The sequence below is a fragment of the Erythrobacter ani genome (assembly GCF_019204025.1).
Taxonomy (GTDB): domain Bacteria; phylum Pseudomonadota; class Alphaproteobacteria; order Sphingomonadales; family Sphingomonadaceae; genus Erythrobacter; species Erythrobacter ani.
Genome location: NZ_JAGSPB010000002.1, coordinates 1,126,526 through 1,146,222 on the forward strand (window position 1 = coordinate 1,126,526; position 19,697 = coordinate 1,146,222).

At 61.0% G+C, this 19,697-nt stretch carries 18 protein-coding genes; 4 read left to right on the forward strand and 14 right to left on the reverse strand.

The features are described 5' to 3' along the window. Window positions 1–6: 6 nt before the first annotated feature. Entirely contained in the window at window positions 7–1,425 is a 1,419-nt protein-coding gene (locus tag KCG45_RS12455) for a sensor histidine kinase (protein ID WP_218317518.1), read from the forward strand. A 2-nt stretch (window positions 1,426–1,427) separates the two neighbouring features. Here KCG45_RS12455 and KCG45_RS12460 read toward each other — a convergent pair whose 3' ends face one another. From KCG45_RS12460 to gltX, 3 genes are read right to left on the reverse strand one after another with little or no spacing between them, the layout of a single operon-like run. Beyond that, on the reverse strand, window positions 1,428–1,649 hold the full coding sequence (locus KCG45_RS12460) for a hypothetical protein (protein WP_255548165.1): 222 nt from the start codon (window positions 1,647–1,649) through the stop codon (window positions 1,428–1,430). 9 nt (window positions 1,650–1,658) lie between these two features. Then, window positions 1,659–2,945: a citrate synthase gene (locus KCG45_RS12465; RefSeq protein ID WP_218317519.1), complete on the reverse strand. Its 1,287-nt coding sequence runs from the start codon at window positions 2,943–2,945 to the stop codon at window positions 1,659–1,661. A gap of 39 nt (window positions 2,946–2,984) precedes the next feature. Continuing rightward, a complete protein-coding gene (gltX, locus tag KCG45_RS12470) occupies window positions 2,985–4,409 on the reverse strand; it encodes a glutamate--tRNA ligase (RefSeq protein WP_218317520.1) in 1,425 nt (474 codons plus the stop codon). A gap of 49 nt (window positions 4,410–4,458) precedes the next feature. On the opposite strand from gltX, the gene KCG45_RS12475 reads away from it, so the two are divergent. Next, on the forward strand, window positions 4,459–6,687 hold the full coding sequence (locus tag KCG45_RS12475; RefSeq protein WP_218317521.1) for a ComEC/Rec2 family competence protein: 2,229 nt from the start codon (window positions 4,459–4,461) through the stop codon (window positions 6,685–6,687). Window positions 6,688–6,711: 24 nt separating this feature from the next. Here KCG45_RS12475 and lexA read toward each other — a convergent pair whose 3' ends face one another. The 11 genes from lexA to KCG45_RS12530 all read right to left on the reverse strand — a co-directional run bounded on the left by lexA (window position 6,712) and on the right by KCG45_RS12530 (window position 18,227). After that, entirely contained in the window at window positions 6,712–7,401 is a 690-nt protein-coding gene (gene lexA / locus KCG45_RS12480; RefSeq protein WP_218317522.1) for a transcriptional repressor LexA, read from the reverse strand. Window positions 7,402–7,597: 196 nt separating this feature from the next. Continuing rightward, complete coding sequence (locus KCG45_RS12485) at window positions 7,598–8,788, reverse strand: molybdopterin molybdotransferase MoeA (RefSeq protein WP_218317523.1); 1,191 nt, start codon at window positions 8,786–8,788, stop codon at window positions 7,598–7,600. Further along, window positions 8,788–9,261 carry a cyclic pyranopterin monophosphate synthase MoaC gene (gene moaC, locus KCG45_RS12490; RefSeq protein WP_218317524.1) on the reverse strand — a complete coding sequence of 158 codons (474 nt, stop codon included), beginning with the start codon at window positions 9,259–9,261 and terminating at the stop codon, window positions 8,788–8,790. The genes KCG45_RS12485 and moaC overlap by 1 nt, the downstream gene beginning before the upstream one ends. A 140-nt stretch (window positions 9,262–9,401) precedes the next feature. Continuing rightward, complete coding sequence (gene trpC / locus KCG45_RS12495) at window positions 9,402–10,190, reverse strand: indole-3-glycerol phosphate synthase TrpC (protein WP_218317525.1); 789 nt, start codon at window positions 10,188–10,190, stop codon at window positions 9,402–9,404. 5 nt (window positions 10,191–10,195) lie between these two features. Further along, the gene (trpD, locus tag KCG45_RS12500; RefSeq protein WP_218317526.1) at window positions 10,196–11,188 is read right to left on the reverse strand and encodes an anthranilate phosphoribosyltransferase; all 993 of its coding nucleotides are present in this window, start codon (window positions 11,186–11,188) and stop codon (window positions 10,196–10,198) included. Next, complete coding sequence (locus KCG45_RS12505; RefSeq protein WP_218317527.1) at window positions 11,185–11,796, reverse strand: anthranilate synthase component II; 612 nt, start codon at window positions 11,794–11,796, stop codon at window positions 11,185–11,187. Before KCG45_RS12505 ends, trpD begins: the two co-directional genes overlap by 4 nt. Beyond that, complete coding sequence (pip, locus tag KCG45_RS12510; RefSeq protein WP_255548166.1) at window positions 11,793–12,770, reverse strand: prolyl aminopeptidase; 978 nt, start codon at window positions 12,768–12,770, stop codon at window positions 11,793–11,795. Before pip ends, KCG45_RS12505 begins: the two co-directional genes overlap by 4 nt. Beyond that, on the reverse strand, window positions 12,770–13,603 hold the full coding sequence (locus KCG45_RS12515) for a phosphodiester glycosidase family protein (protein WP_218317528.1): 834 nt from the start codon (window positions 13,601–13,603) through the stop codon (window positions 12,770–12,772). The genes pip and KCG45_RS12515 overlap by 1 nt, the downstream gene beginning before the upstream one ends. Beyond that, window positions 13,600–14,706 carry an alpha/beta fold hydrolase gene (locus KCG45_RS12520; RefSeq protein ID WP_218317529.1) on the reverse strand — a complete coding sequence of 369 codons (1,107 nt, stop codon included), beginning with the start codon at window positions 14,704–14,706 and terminating at the stop codon, window positions 13,600–13,602. The genes KCG45_RS12515 and KCG45_RS12520 overlap by 4 nt, the downstream gene beginning before the upstream one ends. Before the next feature lie 20 nt (window positions 14,707–14,726). Continuing rightward, window positions 14,727–16,160, reverse strand: coding sequence for an anthranilate synthase component I (trpE, locus tag KCG45_RS12525; RefSeq protein WP_218317686.1), 1,434 nt, complete (start codon window positions 16,158–16,160; stop codon window positions 14,727–14,729). 129 nt (window positions 16,161–16,289) lie between these two features. Next, window positions 16,290–18,227, reverse strand: a complete 1,938-nt coding sequence (locus KCG45_RS12530; RefSeq protein ID WP_218317530.1) for a peptidylprolyl isomerase — start codon at window positions 18,225–18,227, stop codon at window positions 16,290–16,292. A 223-nt stretch (window positions 18,228–18,450) separates the two neighbouring features. Between KCG45_RS12530 and tpiA the strand changes: the two genes are divergently transcribed. Further along, window positions 18,451–19,224, forward strand: coding sequence for a triose-phosphate isomerase (tpiA, locus tag KCG45_RS12535; protein ID WP_218317531.1), 774 nt, complete (start codon window positions 18,451–18,453; stop codon window positions 19,222–19,224). A 76-nt stretch (window positions 19,225–19,300) separates the two neighbouring features. Next, a complete protein-coding gene (secG, locus tag KCG45_RS12540) occupies window positions 19,301–19,666 on the forward strand; it encodes a preprotein translocase subunit SecG (RefSeq protein ID WP_218317532.1) in 366 nt (121 codons plus the stop codon). The last annotated feature ends 31 nt before the right edge of the window (window positions 19,667–19,697 follow it).

Here is a 19,697-nt window from a genome sequence, read left to right on the forward strand (position 1 = left end):
CCCATCATGGAACCTCCGGAAGCCACCCTTGCTGCGCGCGGTATCACCGACGAACGCGACCGGCTGCTCAGCGCGGATCAAGCCTTGGCGGAGCTACAGGAGAGTTGCGGCGGTGTGATACCAGGTCCACTTGCGGTCCCGGAATTGCTCGAACTGGTGCGCCAGGCAAGGGAAATGGGGCTGAAAATTGCGCGCGAGTTCAGCGCATTCGAGGGGACAGGTGTCATCAGCGGGTTCGCCCGAATTCTTCCCAACGATGAAGATGAGGGAGGTGGCTGCGAACTGCTGGTCGAAAACTGGCAGAGAAGCGCAGGCGACATTGGCGCGACCCATGAACTTGCCGAAAAGCTGGACACCGTCGATCGCGCCTCTGCAGAGATAACCGCGCGGCTCGATCGCGATCAGAAACTGCAGTTGCTCACCGCCGTCGTCCCCGATGCTGATGAGTTCCACGACGTGGTGAAAGCCGGACCGGGCAAGGTCTGGACAGAATACGTTTCGCTGCGCGGAGTGACGCACCAGCAGCCGTTGCACTGGCGCCTGCTGGATGGTGCGGAATGCACGATACCGGGTTCGCAGCGATCTTGGCGCGCGCGCCTGTTGCCCATTGGACCGCGCAAGGATGATCCGCGCGGTTTCGAACTTCTGTTCGTTGCAGACGAGCCGCTTGTCACCGATGCTGATAACCCGGATGGTGATGCGAACAGCCCGTATACAAGGCTGATCGGCGGCGCGCTTACTCCCGTGCTCCGTCAACCCATTGCCCGCATCATCGCCAATGCAGAAACCATTCAGTCGAAGCTCGCCGGGCCGCTGCGCTCGGAATACAGTGAATATGCAGGTAACATCGCCATGGCTGGTCAGCACCTTTCGGGTATGCTCGATGATCTGGCCGACCTTGAGGTTGTCGAAAGTCCCGGTTTTTCCACCACTGCCGAGAGGGTGAACCTGGCCGATGTGGCGCGCAGGGCCGGGGGGATCCTCGGCGTGCGGGCGCAAGCGCGTTCCATTTCTCTCAGTTTGCCGGAGCAGGGGGAAGGCCCCATCGCGAAGGCGGAATTTCGCCGGGTGCTTCAGATCCTCATCAACCTTATCGGAAACGCGATTGCGTATTCGCCGGAGGGCAGCGCCGTCACAGTCGAAACCCACGCAAACGATGAAGACGGCTCGACTTCGGTGGTGGTCGTCGATCAGGGGCCCGGCATTTCACCGGAGCAAAAAGCAAAGATCTTCGAGAAATTCGAACGCCTTGGGCGCGATAGCGATGGCGGCAAGGATACAGGGTCAGGTCTGGGCCTCTATATTTCGAGGAGGCTCGCAGTTGCCATGGGCGGCGATCTGCATGTCGACGCTTCGGCGGTTGAAAGCGTCGCAAGCGGCGCGGTCTTCACTCTAGTCCTGCCCGGTCTCGACGAGCAGAACTGATCTCAGAAACGCATCCGTTGGGCAATCAGGAGTAGCGCGGCGCCGAGGGCGGAAGTGATCGCCCCGTACAGGGCCCATTCGCGTCGTGCCAGCATGATGCTGTCTTCTGGCCACATGATTATCCCGAGCCCCTGCAGCGCCCACAGGATGCCAGACGCGACAAGGGCGGCCCCGATGGCCTGCAATGCAAGCCGGATCAGGCGCCGCCCCATAATCGTGCTCAAAGCCGGTGTTTAGCGATCGCTGAGCTGGACGTAGTCGCGCTCGGTCGGGCCGGTGTAAAGCTGGCGCGGACGACCGATGACCTGGCCTGGATCGGAGATCATCTCGTTCCACTGCGCGACCCAGCCAACAGTGCGGGCGAGAGCGAAGAGCGCCGTGAACATCGTCGTCGGGAAACCGATCGCCGACAGAATGATACCCGAATAGAAATCGACGTTCGGGAACAGTTTCTTCTCACGGAAATAATCGTCGTTCAGAGCGATTTCCTCGAGTGCCAGAGCTGTTTCGAATACGGGATCCTTGACCTTCAGCGCATCGAACACCTCACGCACCGTTTTCTGCATGACGGTCGCACGCGGATCGTAGTTCTTGTAGACCCGGTGACCGAAACCCATCAGGCGGAAGGGATCGTTCTTGTCCTTCGCACGCTCGATGTAATGCGGGATCTTGTCCGGAGTGCCGATTTCGCGAAGCATGTTAAGCGCTGCTTCGTTGGCACCGCCATGGGCTGGGCCCCAAAGGCAGGCAATGCCTGCGGCGATGCAGGCAAACGGGTTGGCGCCCGACGAGCCGGCCAGGCGAACGGTCGATGTCGATGCGTTCTGTTCGTGATCGGCGTGGAGAATGAAAATCCGGTCCATTGCGCGTTCTACTTCGGGAACAACCTCGTATGGCTCGGCAGGAACGCCGAAAGTCATGCGCAGGAAATTCCCAGTGTAGCTGAGCGAGTTGTCCGGCTGCATCATCGGTTGACCGACCGAATATTTGTAGGCTGCGGCCGCAATTGTCGGCATCTTCGCAATCAGGCGATGAGAGCTGATTTTGCGGTGTTCGGGGTCCGAAATGTCGGTGCTGTCATGATAGAACGCCGAAAGCGCGCCGACAACGCCGCACATGATCGCCATTGGGTGAGCATCGCGGCGGAAGCCCTGATAGAACTGCCGCAACTGATCGTGCAGCATGGTGTGGCGCGTGATCGTGTAGGTGAAATCGTCAAGCTCTTCGCGGCCAGGCAGTTCGCCGTTGAGGAGGAGATAGGAGACTTCCATGAAGCTCGAATGCTCGGCCAACTGACCGATCGGATATCCGCGGTGGAGCAGGACGCCTTCCTGTCCATCGATGTATGTCAGCGCGCTTTCGCAGCTGGCGGTGGATTTGTAACCCGGATCGAACGTGAACTTGCCGGTCTGGCCGTACAGCTTACGAATATCGACCACGTCGGGACCGGTGCTGCCTTGGAGCACGGGAAATTCGTGGGTCTCGCCGCCGATATCGAGTTTGGCGTTTTGATCTGCCAAGATTGTGTCTCCTGCTCTATTCCTGCCCTGCAATTCCGCTCACGCAGCCTGTGCGTTGAGCCGGGCGAGGGCTTCTTCCCGTCCAAGTAGGACCAGAACGTCGAAAATTCCGGGTGACGTCGTCGTCCCGGTGAGCGCAGCGCGCATTGGCTGCGCAAGCTTGCCAAGTCCCAATTCCAGTTCTTCGGCGAGCGTTTTGGTAGTGGCTTCGAGAGCCTCGATTGTCCAGTCATTTTCGCGGCCAAGAGCCTCCGAAATTACCGACAAACGCGCGCGGCTTTCGTCATCCAGCAGTTTTGCCGCTTTCTCGGTCATCGTGAGCGGTCGCGTAGCGAATAGAAAGGCCGCGCCCTCCGCAAGTTCATGCGTGCTTTTGGCGCGTGTTTTCAGCACCGGCATGGCCTTCGCGAGTAGCGCGGTGTCGACTTCGCCTTCGATCTGAGGCGCGACAATCCCTGCCAGCATCGCGTTGTCGGCTTCGCGGATGTAATGCCCATTCAGGTTTTCGAGCTTCTTGATATCGAAACGGGACGGGCTTTTGCCGACGCCGGAAAGGTCGAACAGTTCGATCGCTTCTGCGCGAGTGATTTCCTCCCGGTCGCCGTGTCCCCAACCGAGCCGAAGCAGGTAGTTGAAAAGCGCATCGGGCAGCACACCCATTTCATCTCGGTACGCCTCCACGCCAAGAGCCCCGTGCCGCTTTGAAAGCTTTGCTCCGTCCGATCCGTGGATCAACGGAATGTGAGCGTAGACCGGGTCCGACCAGCCGCCTTCGATCTGCTCCATTGCGCGGTAGATTGGTAGCTGGCGAAAGGCATTGTTTAGATGATCGTCGCCGCGGATGACGTGGGTGACGCCCATATCGTGGTCGTCGACGACCGCCGCGAGCATGTAGGTCGGTGTCCCGTCGGCACGCAGGATAATATAGTCGTCGATCTCCTCGTTTCTGACCGAGACCCTGCCTTGCACCTCGTCATGGATGGTCGTCTCGCCATCCTGAGGTGTTTTGAGACGGATCGTAAACGGCGCATCTGGCTGGGCTTCGGAAGGATCGCGGTCGCGCCAGCGCCCATCGTACCGCATCGGCTGTTTGTTGGCGCGCTGCTCGGCGCGCATCGCATCCAGTTCTTCGGACGTGGCGAAGCACTTATAGGCCTGCCCTGCCTCGAGCAGTTTTTGAGCGACCTCTGCATGGCGCTCGGCGCGATCCGACTGGAATATCGGCGCATCGTCATATTCGAGGCCCAGCCATTGGAGTCCGTCAAGAATGGCATCGATGGCCTCCTGCGTGGAGCGTTTCTGGTCGGTGTCCTCGATCCTCAGCAAGGCGCGCCCGCCATGGTGCCGGGCATAAAGCCAGTTGAACAGCGCTGTACGCGCACCGCCGATATGCAGGAAGCCGGTTGGCGAAGGTGCAAAACGGGTAACCACCGCGCTCGCGCCGCTTTCGCTTTTGCTTGCCATGTCGTTCAAATTCCTTTTCAATTCACCCATCGGGAGCGAGGGGAGCACAATGCGCGACGCGCCGTTGGTGCCATTGGGCGACGGCGCGATTGGCGGGCCGGTCGTTGATGATGTTGCAATGCAGCGCCCTTGGCAAAGGGCTGCTGGCTTGTCCAGCATCCCGCGCACATTCGCAGATTTCGCAGAGAATTTCCTCGCCAATGCAGGATTTGACCGCGCACCGTGGCTTGCCGTAATTTTTGGAGCCGGTATCCTCGCATGGTTCGCACTGGCCTCGCCTTGGCAATGGGTCGCTGCGATCGCTGGCGGTATTCTAATCGCACTGGCTGCTCTCGCAGCATGGCGCGGTGATGAGGAGCGCGGGCACCTGCGAAGCGCAATCATGGCTTGCGGTCTCGTGTTTGCTGCCGGGATTACGGTCATCTGGCTGCGATCGGAGACGGTGGGCGCAGAACCAATCGAGCGCCCGGTGGTAGAGCGCGTGCAAGGTTACGTCCTCGAACGTGAAGATCAGCCCTCGCGCGACCGGATGCGGCTCACCCTCGCAGTTCGCGACGCCGAAAACGGAACCGCTCGCAAGATCCGCATAAACGTGCCTTCCGACAGTCCCGGTTCCGAAAACGAGATCGGCGAAGGATTGATCGAAGGCGCGATTGTCCGAACCCGCGTGCGCCTCATGCCGCCAGCGAGTCCGATGCTTCCCGGAGCCTATGATTTCGCCCGGGCCGCCTGGTTCAAGGGGCTGGCAGCGACCGGAACTGTCATTGGCGGGATCGAGATTATCGAGGAGGCGCCACCTACCACGGGGATTGCCGCGATACAGCGTGAGTTATCCTCGCACGTACGCGAAAATGTCAGCGGATCTGCGGGGACGATAGCCGCCGCTTTCGCAAGCGGGGACCGTGGCGCGATCACTGAGGCGGATGAGGACGCAATGCGTGATGCGGGACTTACGCACCTGCTTTCGATCAGCGGATTGCATGTGAGCGCGGTGATCGCTGCTGCATACCTGCTGGCACTCAAACTGCTGGCATTGGTGCCGCCCATCGCGCTCCGGGTCCGGTTGCCAATCGCCGCGGCTGCTGTAGGCGCGCTTGCGGGGATTGGATACACGCTGCTCACGGGAGCGGAAGTGCCCACGGTACGCAGTTGCGCCGCGGCCATGCTCGTCCTGATCGCGCTTGCGATGGGGAGGGACGCGCTCTCTCTGCGAATGGTGGCGACAGCTGCGGTGTTTGTGATGCTGTTGTGGCCGGAAAGCGTCGTCGGCCCCAGCTTCCAGATGAGTTTTTCAGCGGTGCTGGCCATTGTTGCACTTCATTCGTCTGCACCCGCCAGGGCATTCTTGGCGCCGCGTGAAGAACCATGGCTCAACCGCTTCGGGCGCCGCGTGGTTATGCTGTTTGTTACGGGATTGGTTATCGAGATCGCGCTGATGCCGATCGTCCTGTTCCATTTTCACCGAGCCGGACTTTACGGGGCGTTCGCCAATGTCGCCGCGATCCCGCTAGTCACGTTTGTGTCGATGCCCCTGATTGCTTTGGCGCTCGCGCTCGACGTGGTGGGCGTAGGCGCTCCCGCCTGGTGGCTCGTACAGCAATCGCTTGATGCACTGCTTGCCCTCGCTCACCTGACTTCGTCGCAGCCCGGCGCGGTCAAGCTGATGCCGCAGATGGACAAGTTGACCATCGCGTTGTTCGTCGCGGGCGCGCTCTGGCTGGCGCTGTGGAACGGGAGGGCACGATTGTGGGGTTTTGCACCTGCAGCAATCGGCTCGACCATGCTGGTCTTGACCCCGATACCGGACGTGCTGGTCGGACGGGAAGGACGCCATGTGGGCATCACGGTCGAGGGACCGGATGGTGAGCGGCGGTTGCTCAGTTTGCGCGATAGCCGTTCCTCCTATTCGCGCGACAACCTCCTCGAACTGGCCAGCGTGACGAGCGACCCGGTCCCTGTGGCCGATTGGCCAGGCGCCAATTGTTCCAGCCAGTTCTGCATAATCACTATCGCACGCGGAGCTCGCGACTGGACCATCCTGATGGCGCGAAATCGTGATCTGGTGCAAGAGCGCGCTCTGGCTGCGGCATGCGAGCGGTCGGACATCGTGATTGCGGACCGGTTCCTGCCGCGGTCATGCAAGCCGCGCTGGCTCAAGGCCGATCGCCGCCTACTCGTGCAAACAGGCGGACTGGCGGTTGACCTTGGCAATGAACGAATCACAAGCGTTGTCGCAGGGCAGGGCGAGCACGGTTGGTGGCGCGGGGAGCGACCTTGATCGCCATCCCCGCACCTACCCAAATCAGTGGTAGCGTCTGAGCAGCCCGGCGAGTTTGCCCTGTACCTGAACTTCATCCGGCCCATACACCTGCGGATCATACGAGGCATTGGCGGGATCGAGGCGGACGCTGCCGCCTTCCTTGTGAAGGTATTTCAGCGTCGCCTCTTCGCCGCGCACCAGCGCGACGACGATTTCACCGTCGCGTGCGCTGTCTGTACGGCGGACAAGCGCGAAGTCGCCGTCGAAAATCCCGGCTTCGATCATCGAATCGCCCGAAACTTCCAGAGCGTAATGCTCACCGGGCCCTAGCAAGGCCGCCGGCACAGGAAGCGAGTTCTGTCCTTCAAGCGCCTCAATCGGAGCGCCTGCCGCGATCCTGCCGTGCAGCGGAATCTCGATCACGTCGTTCGCGGGTTCTGGGGATTTGTTCATCAGTTCCGAAGCAGATGCCACCGCATCGTTTGCCGCGATGGTGGCCCGCGGCGTGGGCGTCGCGTCCTCGGGTTTCTTGATCACTTCGAGCGCGCGTGCCCGATTGGGCAGACGGCGGATGAAGCCGCGTTCCTCGAGAGCTGAAATCAAGCGGTGGACACCGGACTTGCTCTTGAGCTCGAGAGCTTCCTTCATCTCTTCGAAACTTGGCGATATTCCCGTCTCATCCAGGCGTTTCTGGATGAACTGGATCAACTCGTGCTGCTTTGCAGTCAGCATGGGGGTAACTCCCTGATGCGCACCTTACCAAGGCGTCTTACCGCCCACAGTGCCAGACAAGCGCATTCCAAGAGGCACCTTAGCTGCTGGTGCGTTGCGAACACTCTTCGTCCGCCCTTATGGTGAACGAATGAAGAACGAATAGGCAACCCGATTCGTCCTGTCAAGCAAACCTGTGGAGGCTCGCCCCCGGAATTCAGCCATTTTGGAGGTTATAGACGGCCACTTGTTCGCCGTTGCTCACAGCGGCGGAGCATGCGGGGCGCTCGATAAGACAATTGGCAGATGCCAAGGCGAGCAACGCGCTTGAATCCTGAGATGCCGCGCGCCTGACATGTGCGCCATCACTGATTCCCCGAAGGAACTCGCGCCGTGAGCCGACCTCAGGCAAGTTCTCGCCTGCGGAGAGGTGCTGCACCGGCGGAAGCGGATTGGCGGCCCCCAGCGCAGCGCGCACCAGCGGTAATGCGAAGAGAAAGCATGTGACGAAGCTCGAAACCGGATTGCCCGGCAGTCCGACGATCACCTGTTTGCCGCGTGTCGCCACCATCAGCGGCTTCCCCGGTTTGATTGCGACCTTCCAGAATGCCAGGTCCGCGCCCCAGTCCTTCAGAGCCTGCCGCACCAGATCGTGATCGCCGACTGACGCCCCGCCCGAAGTGATGAGGATGTCGCAATTCTCAGCCTGAGCCAACGCCTCTGCAAGGGCCGCTTTGTCGTCGGGGACAGGGCCGAGCCGAGCGACCTCGCCGACAAGAGGCCGCAGCATCGCGCCTATCATCGCACCGTTGCTGGCCGGGATCTGGTCCGGTCCGCATTCCAATGGATCGCGCACCAGCTCGTCTCCGCTGTCGAGCACGGCGACCCGGGGTAAGGCGCGCACCGGGAGCTTTCCGTGACCGGAGGCGAGAGCGAGTGCCAGTTGGGCGGGGCCCAGCGATGTGCCAGCGGTCAGCAACCGGTCTCCTTCCGCGAAGTCGAAGCCTCGGCTGCGAACATGACGCTGCGCTTCAGGTAGAGTTTCGGATTCTGCAAGGTGAACCAGATCCGCGTTGAGGCAGGCGTTTTCCTGGATCAGCACCCTGTCCGATCCGTTTGGCATGTGTGCCCCGGTCGAGATACGCGTACACTGCCCGGGCTCAAGGGCGCCGGAGAACGGCGTACCCGCGCGGCTTTCGCCCACTTTGAGCCACGGTCCTTCACCACAGATGGCATATCCGTCCATCGCGGAGAGGTCCGCCGACGGCTGAGTGCGGAGTGCTTGCAAATCCTCCGCAAGATAGCGGGAATCGGCGATCTTGTCGGTAACGATCCGCTCGGTTTCGCCAATTGGTGCAAGTGCAAGGAGCCGCTCCTGCGCTTCTTCGAGCGTGAGCATCGCCGCCATCAGGCCTGCGCCTTCCATACACCCGATTTGCCGCCGCGCTTCTCGATCAGGCGGACCGCGTCGATCACCATGCCTTTGTCGATCGCCTTCGCCATGTCGTAAACCGTGAGCAGCGCAGTGGTCGCCGCAACCATCGCTTCCATTTCGACGCCGGTCTTCCCTGTGAGAGAGGCGCTGGCGGTTACGGTAATCGCATGATCGCCAAGATCGAAGTCGATCGTCACCGCTTCCAGTCCTAGGGGATGGCACAAGGGGATGAGATCGCCGGTCCGCTTGGCCGCCATGATCCCTGCAATCCTGGCTGTGCCAAGCACATCCCCCTTGGGAGCGTCACCGGCACGGATCGCTTCGAGAGCTTCTGCAGACATCCTTATCCGGCCCGATGCTATCGCAACGCGGCGCGTTTCCTTCTTGACGCCGACATCCACCATCCGGGCGGCGCCACTGGCGTCGAGATGGGTCAGATCGCTCATTTGGGAACCGCCACGTTCGGAGACATGGACCGCATGTTACACGGTCCTGATGGGCAAATTCTGCCGTTCGGTTCTGGAGAGCAAATCGCTGTCATCGGGCGTTCATGCCACGATCCGCCGGGGTAGGACAGGCCTTCGTTTCAACCTTCGATAAGGGTTCGTGTCGCCGCTGCAACGTCTTCCGAGCGCATCAGGCTTTCTCCGACGAGGAAGGATCGCACACCCGACTGAGCGAGCCGTTGAAGATCCGCGTGCGCAGCAATGCCGCTTTCGCCAACCAGAAGAGCGCCTTCGGGCGCGAGCGGAGCAAGACGCTCTGTCGTCGCCAAAGATGTTTTGAAAGTCCTCAGATCGCGATTGTTGATGCCGATCAGGCGCGATTTTAGCACCTCGGCTGCGCGCTCCATCTCGGCTTCGTCATGCACCTCGACAAGCACATCCATATTGTGTTCGACCGCCGCTGCCTCGATTTCCGCCATTTCGGTGTCATCGAGCGCGGCGACGATGATCAGGATGGCGTCAGCGCCCAATGTGCGCGCTTCGAGACACTGCCAGGGATCGACCATGAAATCCTTTCGCAGAACAGGCAGCGAACAGGCCGCGCGCGCCGCCACGAGAAAGTCGTCATGGCCCTGGAAGTAGGGTGCATCGGTCAGGACGGACAGGCACGCAGCTCCGCCTTTTTCATAATCGCGCGCATGTTCAGCCGGTTTGAAATCTTCGCGTATCAAACCCTTGGACGGACTCGCTTTTTTGATTTCCGCAATCAGTGCAAAACCCAGTTCGGCGGAGCCACGCAGCGCCGATTCAAAGCCGCGCGGGCGGGTCTGCGTGCGAGCGGTTTCTTCCATCTGTGCGCGTGAGATCACCGATTTTCGCGCAGCGACGATTTCGCGCTTGGCCACGCAGATTTCTTCAAGCTTGTTCATGCAACCTAACTCGCCAGTTCGATCCAGCGTTTGAGTACCTTGAGAGCGGCTCCGGAGTCGATCGCTTCAACCGCCATGACCACTCTCTCGGGCCATTCTTCTCCACGGCCAGCCACTGCAAGAGCGCCCGCCGCATTGAATGCAACGGCATCGCGGTATGGGCCCGGCGCACCCATCAGAAGCGCCTCGAGTGCGGCGGCGTTGTGCTTCGCATCGTCTCCGCGAATGGCCTCTATTGGCGCAATCTGGAGATCGGCGTCGAAGGGGTGAAGCCTGTGCATCTCAAAGGCGTTCCCGGTGACGAGAGCGACCTCGTTACCGCCCGCGAGCGATAATTCGTCAAGCCCTTCGTCTCCCGACACGATAAGCGACCGGCCCGTACCGAGCTTGGCCATCGCTCCGGCATAAATCGGTACGTATGCTGGGCGCGCGATACCGATTAGCTGGCTTTCGACTCCTGCCGGATTGGACAGCGGACCCATGAGATTGAAGATGGTGCGCTTGCCGATCCTTTTACGGATCGGTTGAATCCGGCCCATTGCGGGATGGTGGTTCTTGGCGAAGAGAAAGCAGATACCGATTTCCGCAAGCGTTTTCTCGGCTGTCCGGCCCGCCGCATCCATATCGAGGCCGAGCGCCTCCAGCGTGTCGGCAGCGCCCGCTTTCGATGACGCGGCACGGTTGCCGTGCTTCGCAACCGGAACCCCGCAGGCCGCGACCACCAGGCTGACGGCGGTCGAAACGTTGAGCGTATGGTGCCCGTCGCCGCCGGTGCCGCAGACATCGATCGCGTCAGCGGGTGCGTCAATCGGGAGCAAGCGCGCTCGCAGTGCGCGCGCTGCGCCGGCAATTTCGTCGGAAGTTTCGCCTCGCTCTGACAGAGCGATCAGAAAACGCTCGATTTCATCCTCGCTCGGCGCGCCGTCCAAAAGGCTGCCGAACGCGGTTTCCGCATCGGTCTCGCTGAGCGGGGTCGATACATCGGGCAGCGAATTCATGATGCGAGCCTTACCGGCATGCGCGCGTCAATCCCGCACGCTTTCATGAAGTTGGCGAGCAGGGCGTGGCCGTGCTCGGTCGCGATGCTTTCGGGATGGAATTGCACGCCGTGGATGGGAAGCTCCTCATGGCGGAAACCCATGACGCTGGCGGCATGCGAACCGGGTGTATCGGCATGCGCGTTCGCGACCAGCGCACCTGCCACGTCGACCACTTCGAGACTGTGGTAACGCGTCGCAGTGAAAGGGGAGGGCAGGCCTGCAAACACGCCACTGCCATCATGCGTCACTGGCGAGGTCTTGCCATGCATGAGGCCTCCGCGAACCACATGTCCGCCAAAGTGCTGGCCGATGGATTGATGCCCAAGGCACACGCCTAGCAGCGGCTTACCCGCATCGGCGCACGCTGCCACCAGGTCGAGGCTGATGCCTGCCTCGTTCGGTGTGCAGGGTCCGGGCGAAATGAGAAAGCCGCTTGCGCCCGTCGCCAACGCTTCGCTTGCGGTGAGCGCATCATTGCGCTCGACACGGACCTTCGCGCCGAGCTCCATCAGGTAGTGGACCAGATTGAAGGTGAAGCTGTCGTAATTGTCGATGACCAAGATCATACCGGCTTTCCTGCAAGTTCGTCAGTCGCGCGGACGAGCCCGTCGATTATGCCGGGTTCGCTGGCACTGTGTCCGGCATCGTGGACGATCCACAGCTCGACCTCGGGCCATGCTTTCTTGAGCGCCCATGCCGCACCCGGAGGCGTGCAGATATCGTGCCGACCCTGCACAATGATACCGGGAATCCCGGACAGCCGGTGCGCATTGGTGAGCAATTGCGACTCGTCCAGGAAGAAGTCCTCTAGGAAAAACTTGGCGCAGATCCGCGCGAACGGCACCGCCTTGGAGGGGTCGGCAAATTCATCCATCAAAGCTTCGTTCGGAAGCAGGGTTGCGACACTGCCTTCCCACAACGACCATTCCTTCGCTGCCGCCAGCCGCGTCGGTTCATCATCGCTGGTCAACCGCTTGTAATAGGCGGTGACGAGATCGTCTCTCTCGTTCTCGGGAACGTGACCGGAAAAAGCATCCCATTGCTCGGCCATGATTTCACTCGCGCCGTATCCGTACAGCCAGTTGCGCTCTCTTTGCCGGGCGAGGAAGACGCCGCGCAATACGAGTTCGGTCGTACGTTGCGGGTGAGCCTGCGAATAGGCGAGCGCGAGTGTGGCACCCCAGCTTCCTCCGAAAACCTGCCAAGCATCGTGTCCGCACATTTCGCGCAGCCGCTCGATATCGGCAACGATCCGCGCTGTGTCGTTGTTCTCGATTTCCGCGAAGGGAAGCGACTTGCCGCAGCCGCGCTGGTCGAACAGCAAGACGTCGTAAAGCTCGGGATCCCATTGTCGGCGATGTGAAGGGGCCATGCCTCCGCCGGGCCCGCCGTGAAGAAAGACTGCAGGCTTGGCGCCCGGTGTGCCGCATCTTTCGTAATAGAGCGAATGCCCTTCGCCCACATCGAGCATGCCGGTCTCATATGGCTCGATTTCCGGGTAGAGGGAGCGCTCGTAATCTTGCATGTTGCTCGCAGGCATTACTTTTTCTCCACTACTAGTAGTGGGCCGACCCGTCCGCCATCCATGCGTCCCGTTGCCGGGTTCCAGAGAGAGGAGACGTTGCCATCGAGATAGAGAGCGTTCGGTGTTTCCAGACGATCGCGGAAAAACCGCGCGAATTGGCCAAAGCTGATCGGCTCTTCGGAAATGACGAAATGCGCATTGCCTTCGGCATCGACGCCGACGCCGTTGCGGATTGCGCGCGAGGGGCCGTTCTCCTGGAATTCGGGGTGCAGTTCTCCCTCTATGACGAGCATCGGGCCGGATTGTGTGCCGAATTGAGGGCGATCGCCAACCGTGCGGAAGAATGTATCCGTATCCAGCACTTGCCAAGCGCCCTCGCTGCCGAAGAATACGCCGTTGGGCTTCATGTGAAAATTGCCTGAGCCATCCGCGCGGTTAAGTTCGGAAAGTCGTTCGCTGTCACGCACGAAGTACCCTATGGCTCTCAAATCATCGCCGTACATTCCGCCGTTCATGGCGAACTCCACGGTCTCTGGGGCAATAGTACGCGCGAAACTTTCCAGCCGGCCGAAATCTTCACCGCTCGACGGGGCGAGCGCCGTCGAAATGCGATGTTCGCCGGGTTCAGCCACACAGTGCGTCAGCGGTACGGTTTCGAACGTGACCAGCGCGCAGGCAGAGGCAGCCTGCTGTGGAGGCAGAGCAGGTCGATCGTCGACTTCGGCCACGATCTCCGTCACGCCGCCATCCGGATCGAGCTGCGCGCGCATGACGGGCTCGCCCTCGGGTCTCTGGTCGCAGGCAGCCAGAGCAAGACAGCAGATTGTCAGGGTTGCGGGACGTCTCATGGGTTTTCATCCAGGAATCGCAGGAGTTCGTCCATCCATAACGCGGGATGGCTATGCGTGCCGTGACCGTAAGTTTCTGCACTCGGCGGGATTAGCACGAACCGGGTATTCGGCATCAGCGAAGCAAGCGCCGCTGGATTGCCCAATCCCGGCGGATTGATGAAATCGTCGGCCGAGTTGATCCATAGAACCGGAGCCGAAATCTCGCTCAGGCGCGAGGCTGGGTTGTAATACCGCGACGCGTCGAATTGATAGATCGTATCGTTGGGATCGATCGGATTCTCGGCGAAGGCGGCGACGCGCGCGGCATAGAATCTTTCGGCGTCTTCCCGGGTCGGCAATTCCGCAGCCTGGCGGTAGGGATTGCTGCCCGCCAGCGTCAGCACATCGCGGCGGATCGCCTGACCTTGCAGAAGGTCGCCGGCGTTGTCGTAATTTCCGCGATCATAGGCGGGATCGTTCCTGAAACCATCGATGACCATCTGCCGCATCAACCGGTTACGCCCCGCGATCTCCACTGCATTACAGGCGAGGGCAACGAATCTATCCACGAAGCCGGGATGGGTCGGACCCCAGACGAAAGAGTGCATGCAACCCATCGACGTGCCGAGGATCATCTCCAGCCCCCTGACGTCGAACCCCTCGGTCAGCATGCGGTACTGCGCTCGTACCATGTCATCATAATCGTAGCGCGGAAACGCGGTTCGCAGGCCGTCGCTCGGCTTGCTGCTTTTGCCGTGACCGAGATTGCTCGGCGAGATCACGAAAAATTTCTCGATATCGAGCGGTTGGCCGGGACCGAACATCGCGTCGGCGAACTGGGGACGAAGTAGGGAGCTCGCCTGCCCTCCCGTTCCGTGCAGCAGCATGACCGCGTTTTCGATCTCGCCGTCGGCATTCCGGCGCGGCGTTCCAAGGGTGAGAGCATGCATCGCGATCGACGGAAGTGTTTCGCCTGTGTCGAAGGTAAAATCCTCCAGCTCGATCAAGTGCTCGTCGGCAAGCGCGATCCAATCCTCGGCCGCGGCTTGCGAGGACACCATCACCAGCGCGCACAAAGCGGCAAACGCCGAAATGAAACGTGATCCGAGAGATGCCCTCATAACCTTTGCCCTTGTGCCAATCATTGTCCGAAACCGGGCTCACGCGCGACGCGCAGCGCTTCGTTTGCGGCGGCAATCAGCGCGCCCGCTTTTGCCCGGCACTCGGCATATTCGTAATCAGGATCGCTGTCGGCGACGATACCTGCGCCAGCCTGTACGTGCATCATGCCGTCTTTGACGACCGCGGTGCGCAGGACGATACAGCTGTCCACCGACCCGTCAGGCGCAAAGTATCCGACGCCGCCCGCATATGCGCCGCGCGTTTCAGGTTCTAGCTCCGCAATGATTTCGCACGCGCGGATCTTTGGCGCGCCCGAGACCGTCCCCGCCGGGAAGCCAGCAAAAAGCGCATCGAGAGCGTCCTTCTCATCGGAGAGCGTACCTATCACATTGCTTACGATGTGCATGACATGGCTGTAACGCTCGATCGTAAAGCTGTCAGTCACCTCTACGCTGCCCTGCGTAGCAACCCGGCCGACATCATTGCGCCCAAGGTCGAGCAGCATCAAATGTTCTGCGCGTTCCTTGGGATCGGCGAGCAGGCTTCGCTCATTCTCGCGGTCTTCCGCGGGATTCGCGCCTCGCGGGCGAGTGCCAGCAATGGGCCTGATCGTGACCTCATCATCGCGCACCCTCACGAGGATCTCAGGACTGGACCCCACAATCGAGAATCCGGGCAGGTCGAGAAAGTAAAGAAACGGCGATGGATTGACCCGCCGCAGAGCGCGGTACAACTCAAGCGGGGGCAATTCGAATGGGCAGGTAAAGCGCTGCGCCAAAACGACCTGGAAAATGTCACCGGCGACGATGTAGTCCTTGGCGCGCGCCACCATCGCTTTGTAATCGGCTTCCGCCATCACCGGCACAAGCTCGGCAGTGACGTCGCTATCCGGCAGGCGCGGTTCCGGTGGACGAGGGCGGGTGAGCGCTCGCATGGTTTCGTCGATCCGCTCGCCCGCCTGCTCGATCGTCTTGGCGGGATCGGCTGCCTCCCAGATCGGCGCGATGCAGAACAGCTCGTCTGTCAGCCCGTCGAACACTAGGATGATCGTCGGGCGCACGAATAGCATGTCGGGCAAGGCCAGCTCACTTGCTTCCGCCCGTGGTAAAGCCTCGACCAGCCCGATCGTCTCGTATCCAAAATACCCGACCAGGCAGGCGAGGGCAGGGGGCAACGCGTCAGGGACGTCGATCCGGCACCGGCCAGCCAGCCCGCGCAGCTCGGTGAGCGCGTCGGCGTCGCACGCTTCGAAGGCATCCCGATCCGCGCGCCATTTGCGATTGATGGCCGCCTCGCCCTCGCTTGCGCGAAAGACCAGGTCGGGATCGAGGCCAAGCAGACTGTAACGCCCGCGAACTTCGCCGCCTTCAACGGACTCCAGCAGGAAATCGCCGCGCCCCGGCTCGATGAGGCGGCGTGCGGCGCCGACAGGCGTATCACTGTCGGCAATCATGCGCCGCCAGACCAGTGAAGGCTTACCCGCGGTAAGAGCCTCGGCAGCAGGCGCTGCATTCTCGAGCGAGACGGAGTTTGCGGCGGCGGAAGTCACGCGAGATGGAGGTTATACATGATACCGCCGCGTTCAGTTGGTCTCGCCGACCAATTGCCGGCGGACCGCTTCGAGCGCGTCTTCGTTCTGCTCAACGCCCAGTTCCGCGCGAATAGCTTTGGTCAGCTGCTGTGTATATTCATCCTCGAGAGCGGTCGCGAGCTGCTGCCGTGTCTGCGCCAGCAATGGGCTGTCTTCGGGTAGATCTTCGGTCACGATGTCCGCAAGATTGACAATGTACCAACCGATATCGTTCGGTGCCTCGTACAGCTTGGTCGATCCCTCGGCCATGCTGAACATCAGGACCAGCGGCGGCGGCGGGTTCTGGTCTCGCTGAGCGAACAGCTGGCGGCGTTCAAGGTCGATTTGCTCTACCGGTGGCAGCCGGGCGTCTTCCGCTGAAACAGCTGCTTCCAGTGAAGTGTCGCCGCGCACTTGTTCAAGCACCCGGTCGGCGGCTTCGCGCGCGGCCTTTGCGCCCTCAGCAAAGCCCCAAGCGATCCTGACCTCGTCGCGGTTTTCCGATAGCGGTGGGGCGGCTGCTTCAATTATCTCTGCCACGTCGAAGATGACGAACTGCGAACCGGGCACGATCTCCGCGAGCTGAGGTTCGCTTTCATCCATCTGGAACGCGGTTTCGACCGTGCGCGCTAGCGCCGGATTGAGCGATCCCGTTTGCTGGCCGAAGATTCGCCCATCGGCGAGCACTGGAGGCGTCGTATTCACTTCGAGCCCGTAAGCCTCGGCGACATCGACCAGAGCGGTCCCGCCATCGACTTCTTCCTCGATCCGCGCACTCAGGTCGGCAAGCGCCGCGGCGCGTTTCTGGACGGTAATCTCTTCGGTGATTTCGGGCGTCGCCTGGGCGAGCGTACGGGCTTCAGTCCGGGTCACGTTATCGACGCGCGCGACGTACCAGCCGAGGCTACTCTGCGCGGGTTCCGCGATTTGTCCTTCGTTAGCCGCGAAAACGTTTTGAGCCACGCCCGCGCTGAAAGCGGATGTGAGCTGATCGCGTGTTTGCCCGGTGATGCTCGAGACGCTGAACCCGGCTTCCCGCGCGGCGGCTTCTAGCGAAAGGCCACCGCGAATGCGTCCGACAAGCGACCGTGCCGCATCTTCGGTGGGCACCAGAAACGACGAAACATCGCGGGTTTCGCTCGCGGCATAGCGCTGGGCGTTCGCCTCGTAGAAATTGCGAATTTCCTCGGCGCTCGGCGCGACATCGATATCGAGATTCTCGGGGCCAAACTGCGCGTATCTGATCGTGCGGCGTTGCGGTAAAGTAAAGCGTGCACGATTCTCGCTATAGAACGTTTCGAGCTGCGCGTCGGTGGGCTCTTCGTCAGGTGCGAACGCGAAGCTTGGGACAAATGCTATTCCGCCGCGACGACGCTCGAGTAGCAACGCGGCATATTGCTTCGCGGCTTTGGCGGGCATCTGCGGTGCGGCGAGCGCCGGTTCAAGCAATTGCTGCGCGAGCAGGCCATCGGCGAGATCGCGCCGCACCACCGCATCTGTCAGTCCTTGATTGCGCAAGGCAGCTTGATACACCTGCTGATCGAATTCACCTGTTGCTCCGCGAAACGCGGAAATCTTGAGAATTTCGCTGTTCACCAGATTGTCGCCCGCGCGCAGGCCGTGGCGTTCGGCATAGCCGCCGATGGCATAGCGATCGATCAACTGGCTAAACACCTCATCGAGGCCGCCCTGTTCCACGAACTCAGGCATGGTGATGGTGGGATTCTCACGCCGGATGTTCTGGACTGCAGAATTGGATGTGCTGACCAATTCCGACGTCGTGATCCGGTCGTCGCCGACGACGGCGACCCGGTCACCACCTGAAACGCCGCCAAATGTCGCGCCCGTAATGTCGGCAGCAGCAAACGCCAGGGCTACAAGAACGAGAAACCCGATAAAGATCGGCAGGCCGATTTTCGATTGGAAGAAATTGCGAAAGAACGAAATCATGTGCTGTCTTCAAATCCCGACGTTATGCAGCGCCTGCCGGCACCGATCTGATCTGGTGTGCGGTTGCACTTCTGGCAGAGCGCTTTATCGGCCATGCGACCTCCCGGCAACAGGTTCGCAGACGTTTTGACTGTATCTCTTTACTCGGGTAGCGGACGCGGCCCCTCGACCCTAAATGAGGGCTTCGGATTCGTACCGAATTGAAGTTCATTAGGATTATTGAATGCCTCAGAGGCCCTACATCGTCGGTAACTGGAAAATGCACGGCATGCGCGCAATGCTGTCGGAAGCGCGCGCGATCGACCGCGCAGCGCAGCGGCACATGAAAGTCGAAGTTGCGATTGCTCCGCCATACACCTTGATCCACCCGGTCCACCGGGAGGCAGAGCAGATCGGGGTCGGCGCTCAGGATTGCCATTACGAGGAAGACGGCGCTCACACCGGTGACATTTCCGCCGGAATGGTTGCCGATGCCGGCGCGAAGTTCGTGATCCTCGGCCATAGCGAACGGCGTGAGAATCACGGCGAGAGCAACAAATTGGTGAATGCCAAGGCAGAAGCCGCTTTGGCGGCAGGTCTGCGGGTCATCCTGTGCTGCGGTGAAAGCGCGAAAACGCGCGAGGCAGGCACTGCGATCGATTTTGTGACGAAGCAGCTCAAGGCATCGCTTCCGGACAGCGTGAAAGATCTGGAGGATCTCCAGGAACGTATCACCATCGCATACGAACCGATCTGGGCGATCGGCACCGGTAATACTGCCACTGTCGCCGACATCGCGGAAATGCATGCTGCAATCCGCGCGCTTCTGGTCGACCTGTACGGTGCCGAGAATGGTGCGGAAATACGCATCCTCTATGGCGGTTCTGTCAAACCGGAAAATGCGTCTGAAATCCTCGGCACGGCCGAAGTGGGCGGGGCGCTTGTTGGAGGGGCGAGCCTTACGGCGGATAGCTTCATGAGCATCGCCCTTGCCGCAGCAGAGACTGTGGACGCGTAAGGCTCAAGCCTTGCCCTTGCCGCTGGCTCATGAGCGCCTTAAATAGCGCGCACACATACTATCGAGATCGAGTTCCATGTTCCTATTCCTCACAGTCCTCCAAGCCATCGTGGCCGCCGCATTGGTCGGCGTCGTGCTCATGCAGCGCAGCGAAGGGGGCGGACTCGGGATTGGCGGCAATCCCAATGGCGCGCTTGGTGCGCGCGGAGCAGCGGATTTCCTCACGCGGGCGACGAAATGGCTGGCAGTTGCATTCGTGGCACTCTCGATTGCGCTTGCGGCGGTTGCCGTAAATGAAACCAGCAACAGCGCAATCAGCACCACGCTCGACCGCGATGTGGGCGGTTCGGGTGTTCCGGATCTACTGGGTGAGCCAAGCGGCGGCGACGCTCCTGCCAATGAAGAGCCGGTGCCTGCTCAAGACGATCCCCTCGCAGAGTAGATAATCCGCACGGCGAGGCGGGCATATTTGT

Bases quoted from the DNA above. Each gene is read 5' to 3' on its own strand.
- KCG45_RS12505 (WP_218317527.1), bottom strand. From the start codon at position 11,796: ATGATCTTGGTCATCGACAATTACGACAGCTTCACCTTCAATCTGGTC.
- secG (WP_218317532.1), top strand. From the start codon at position 19,301: ATGTTCCTATTCCTCACAGTCCTCCAAGCCATCGTGGCCGCCGCATTG.
- tpiA (WP_218317531.1), top strand. From the start codon at position 18,451: ATGCCTCAGAGGCCCTACATCGTCGGTAACTGGAAAATGCACGGCATG.
- trpE (WP_218317686.1), bottom strand. From the start codon at position 16,160: ATGATTGCCGACAGTGATACGCCTGTCGGCGCCGCACGCCGCCTCATC.
- KCG45_RS12520 (WP_218317529.1), bottom strand. From the start codon at position 14,706: ATGAGGGCATCTCTCGGATCACGTTTCATTTCGGCGTTTGCCGCTTTG.
- moaC (WP_218317524.1), bottom strand. From the start codon at position 9,261: ATGAGCGATCTGACCCATCTCGACGCCAGTGGCGCCGCCCGGATGGTG.
- pip (WP_255548166.1), bottom strand. From the start codon at position 12,770: ATGCCTGCGAGCAACATGCAAGATTACGAGCGCTCCCTCTACCCGGAA.
- lexA (WP_218317522.1), bottom strand. From the start codon at position 7,401: ATGCTGACTGCAAAGCAGCACGAGTTGATCCAGTTCATCCAGAAACGC.
- gltX (WP_218317520.1), bottom strand. From the start codon at position 4,409: ATGGCAAGCAAAAGCGAAAGCGGCGCGAGCGCGGTGGTTACCCGTTTT.
- KCG45_RS12475 (WP_218317521.1), top strand. From the start codon at position 4,459: ATGCGCGACGCGCCGTTGGTGCCATTGGGCGACGGCGCGATTGGCGGG.
- trpC (WP_218317525.1), bottom strand. From the start codon at position 10,190: ATGAACAAGCTTGAAGAAATCTGCGTGGCCAAGCGCGAAATCGTCGCT.
- trpD (WP_218317526.1), bottom strand. From the start codon at position 11,188: ATGAATTCGCTGCCCGATGTATCGACCCCGCTCAGCGAGACCGATGCG.
- KCG45_RS12455 (WP_218317518.1), top strand. From the start codon at position 7: ATGGAACCTCCGGAAGCCACCCTTGCTGCGCGCGGTATCACCGACGAA.
- KCG45_RS12515 (WP_218317528.1), bottom strand. From the start codon at position 13,603: ATGAGACGTCCCGCAACCCTGACAATCTGCTGTCTTGCTCTGGCTGCC.
- KCG45_RS12485 (WP_218317523.1), bottom strand. From the start codon at position 8,788: ATGGCGGCGATGCTCACGCTCGAAGAAGCGCAGGAGCGGCTCCTTGCA.
- KCG45_RS12530 (WP_218317530.1), bottom strand. From the start codon at position 18,227: ATGATTTCGTTCTTTCGCAATTTCTTCCAATCGAAAATCGGCCTGCCG.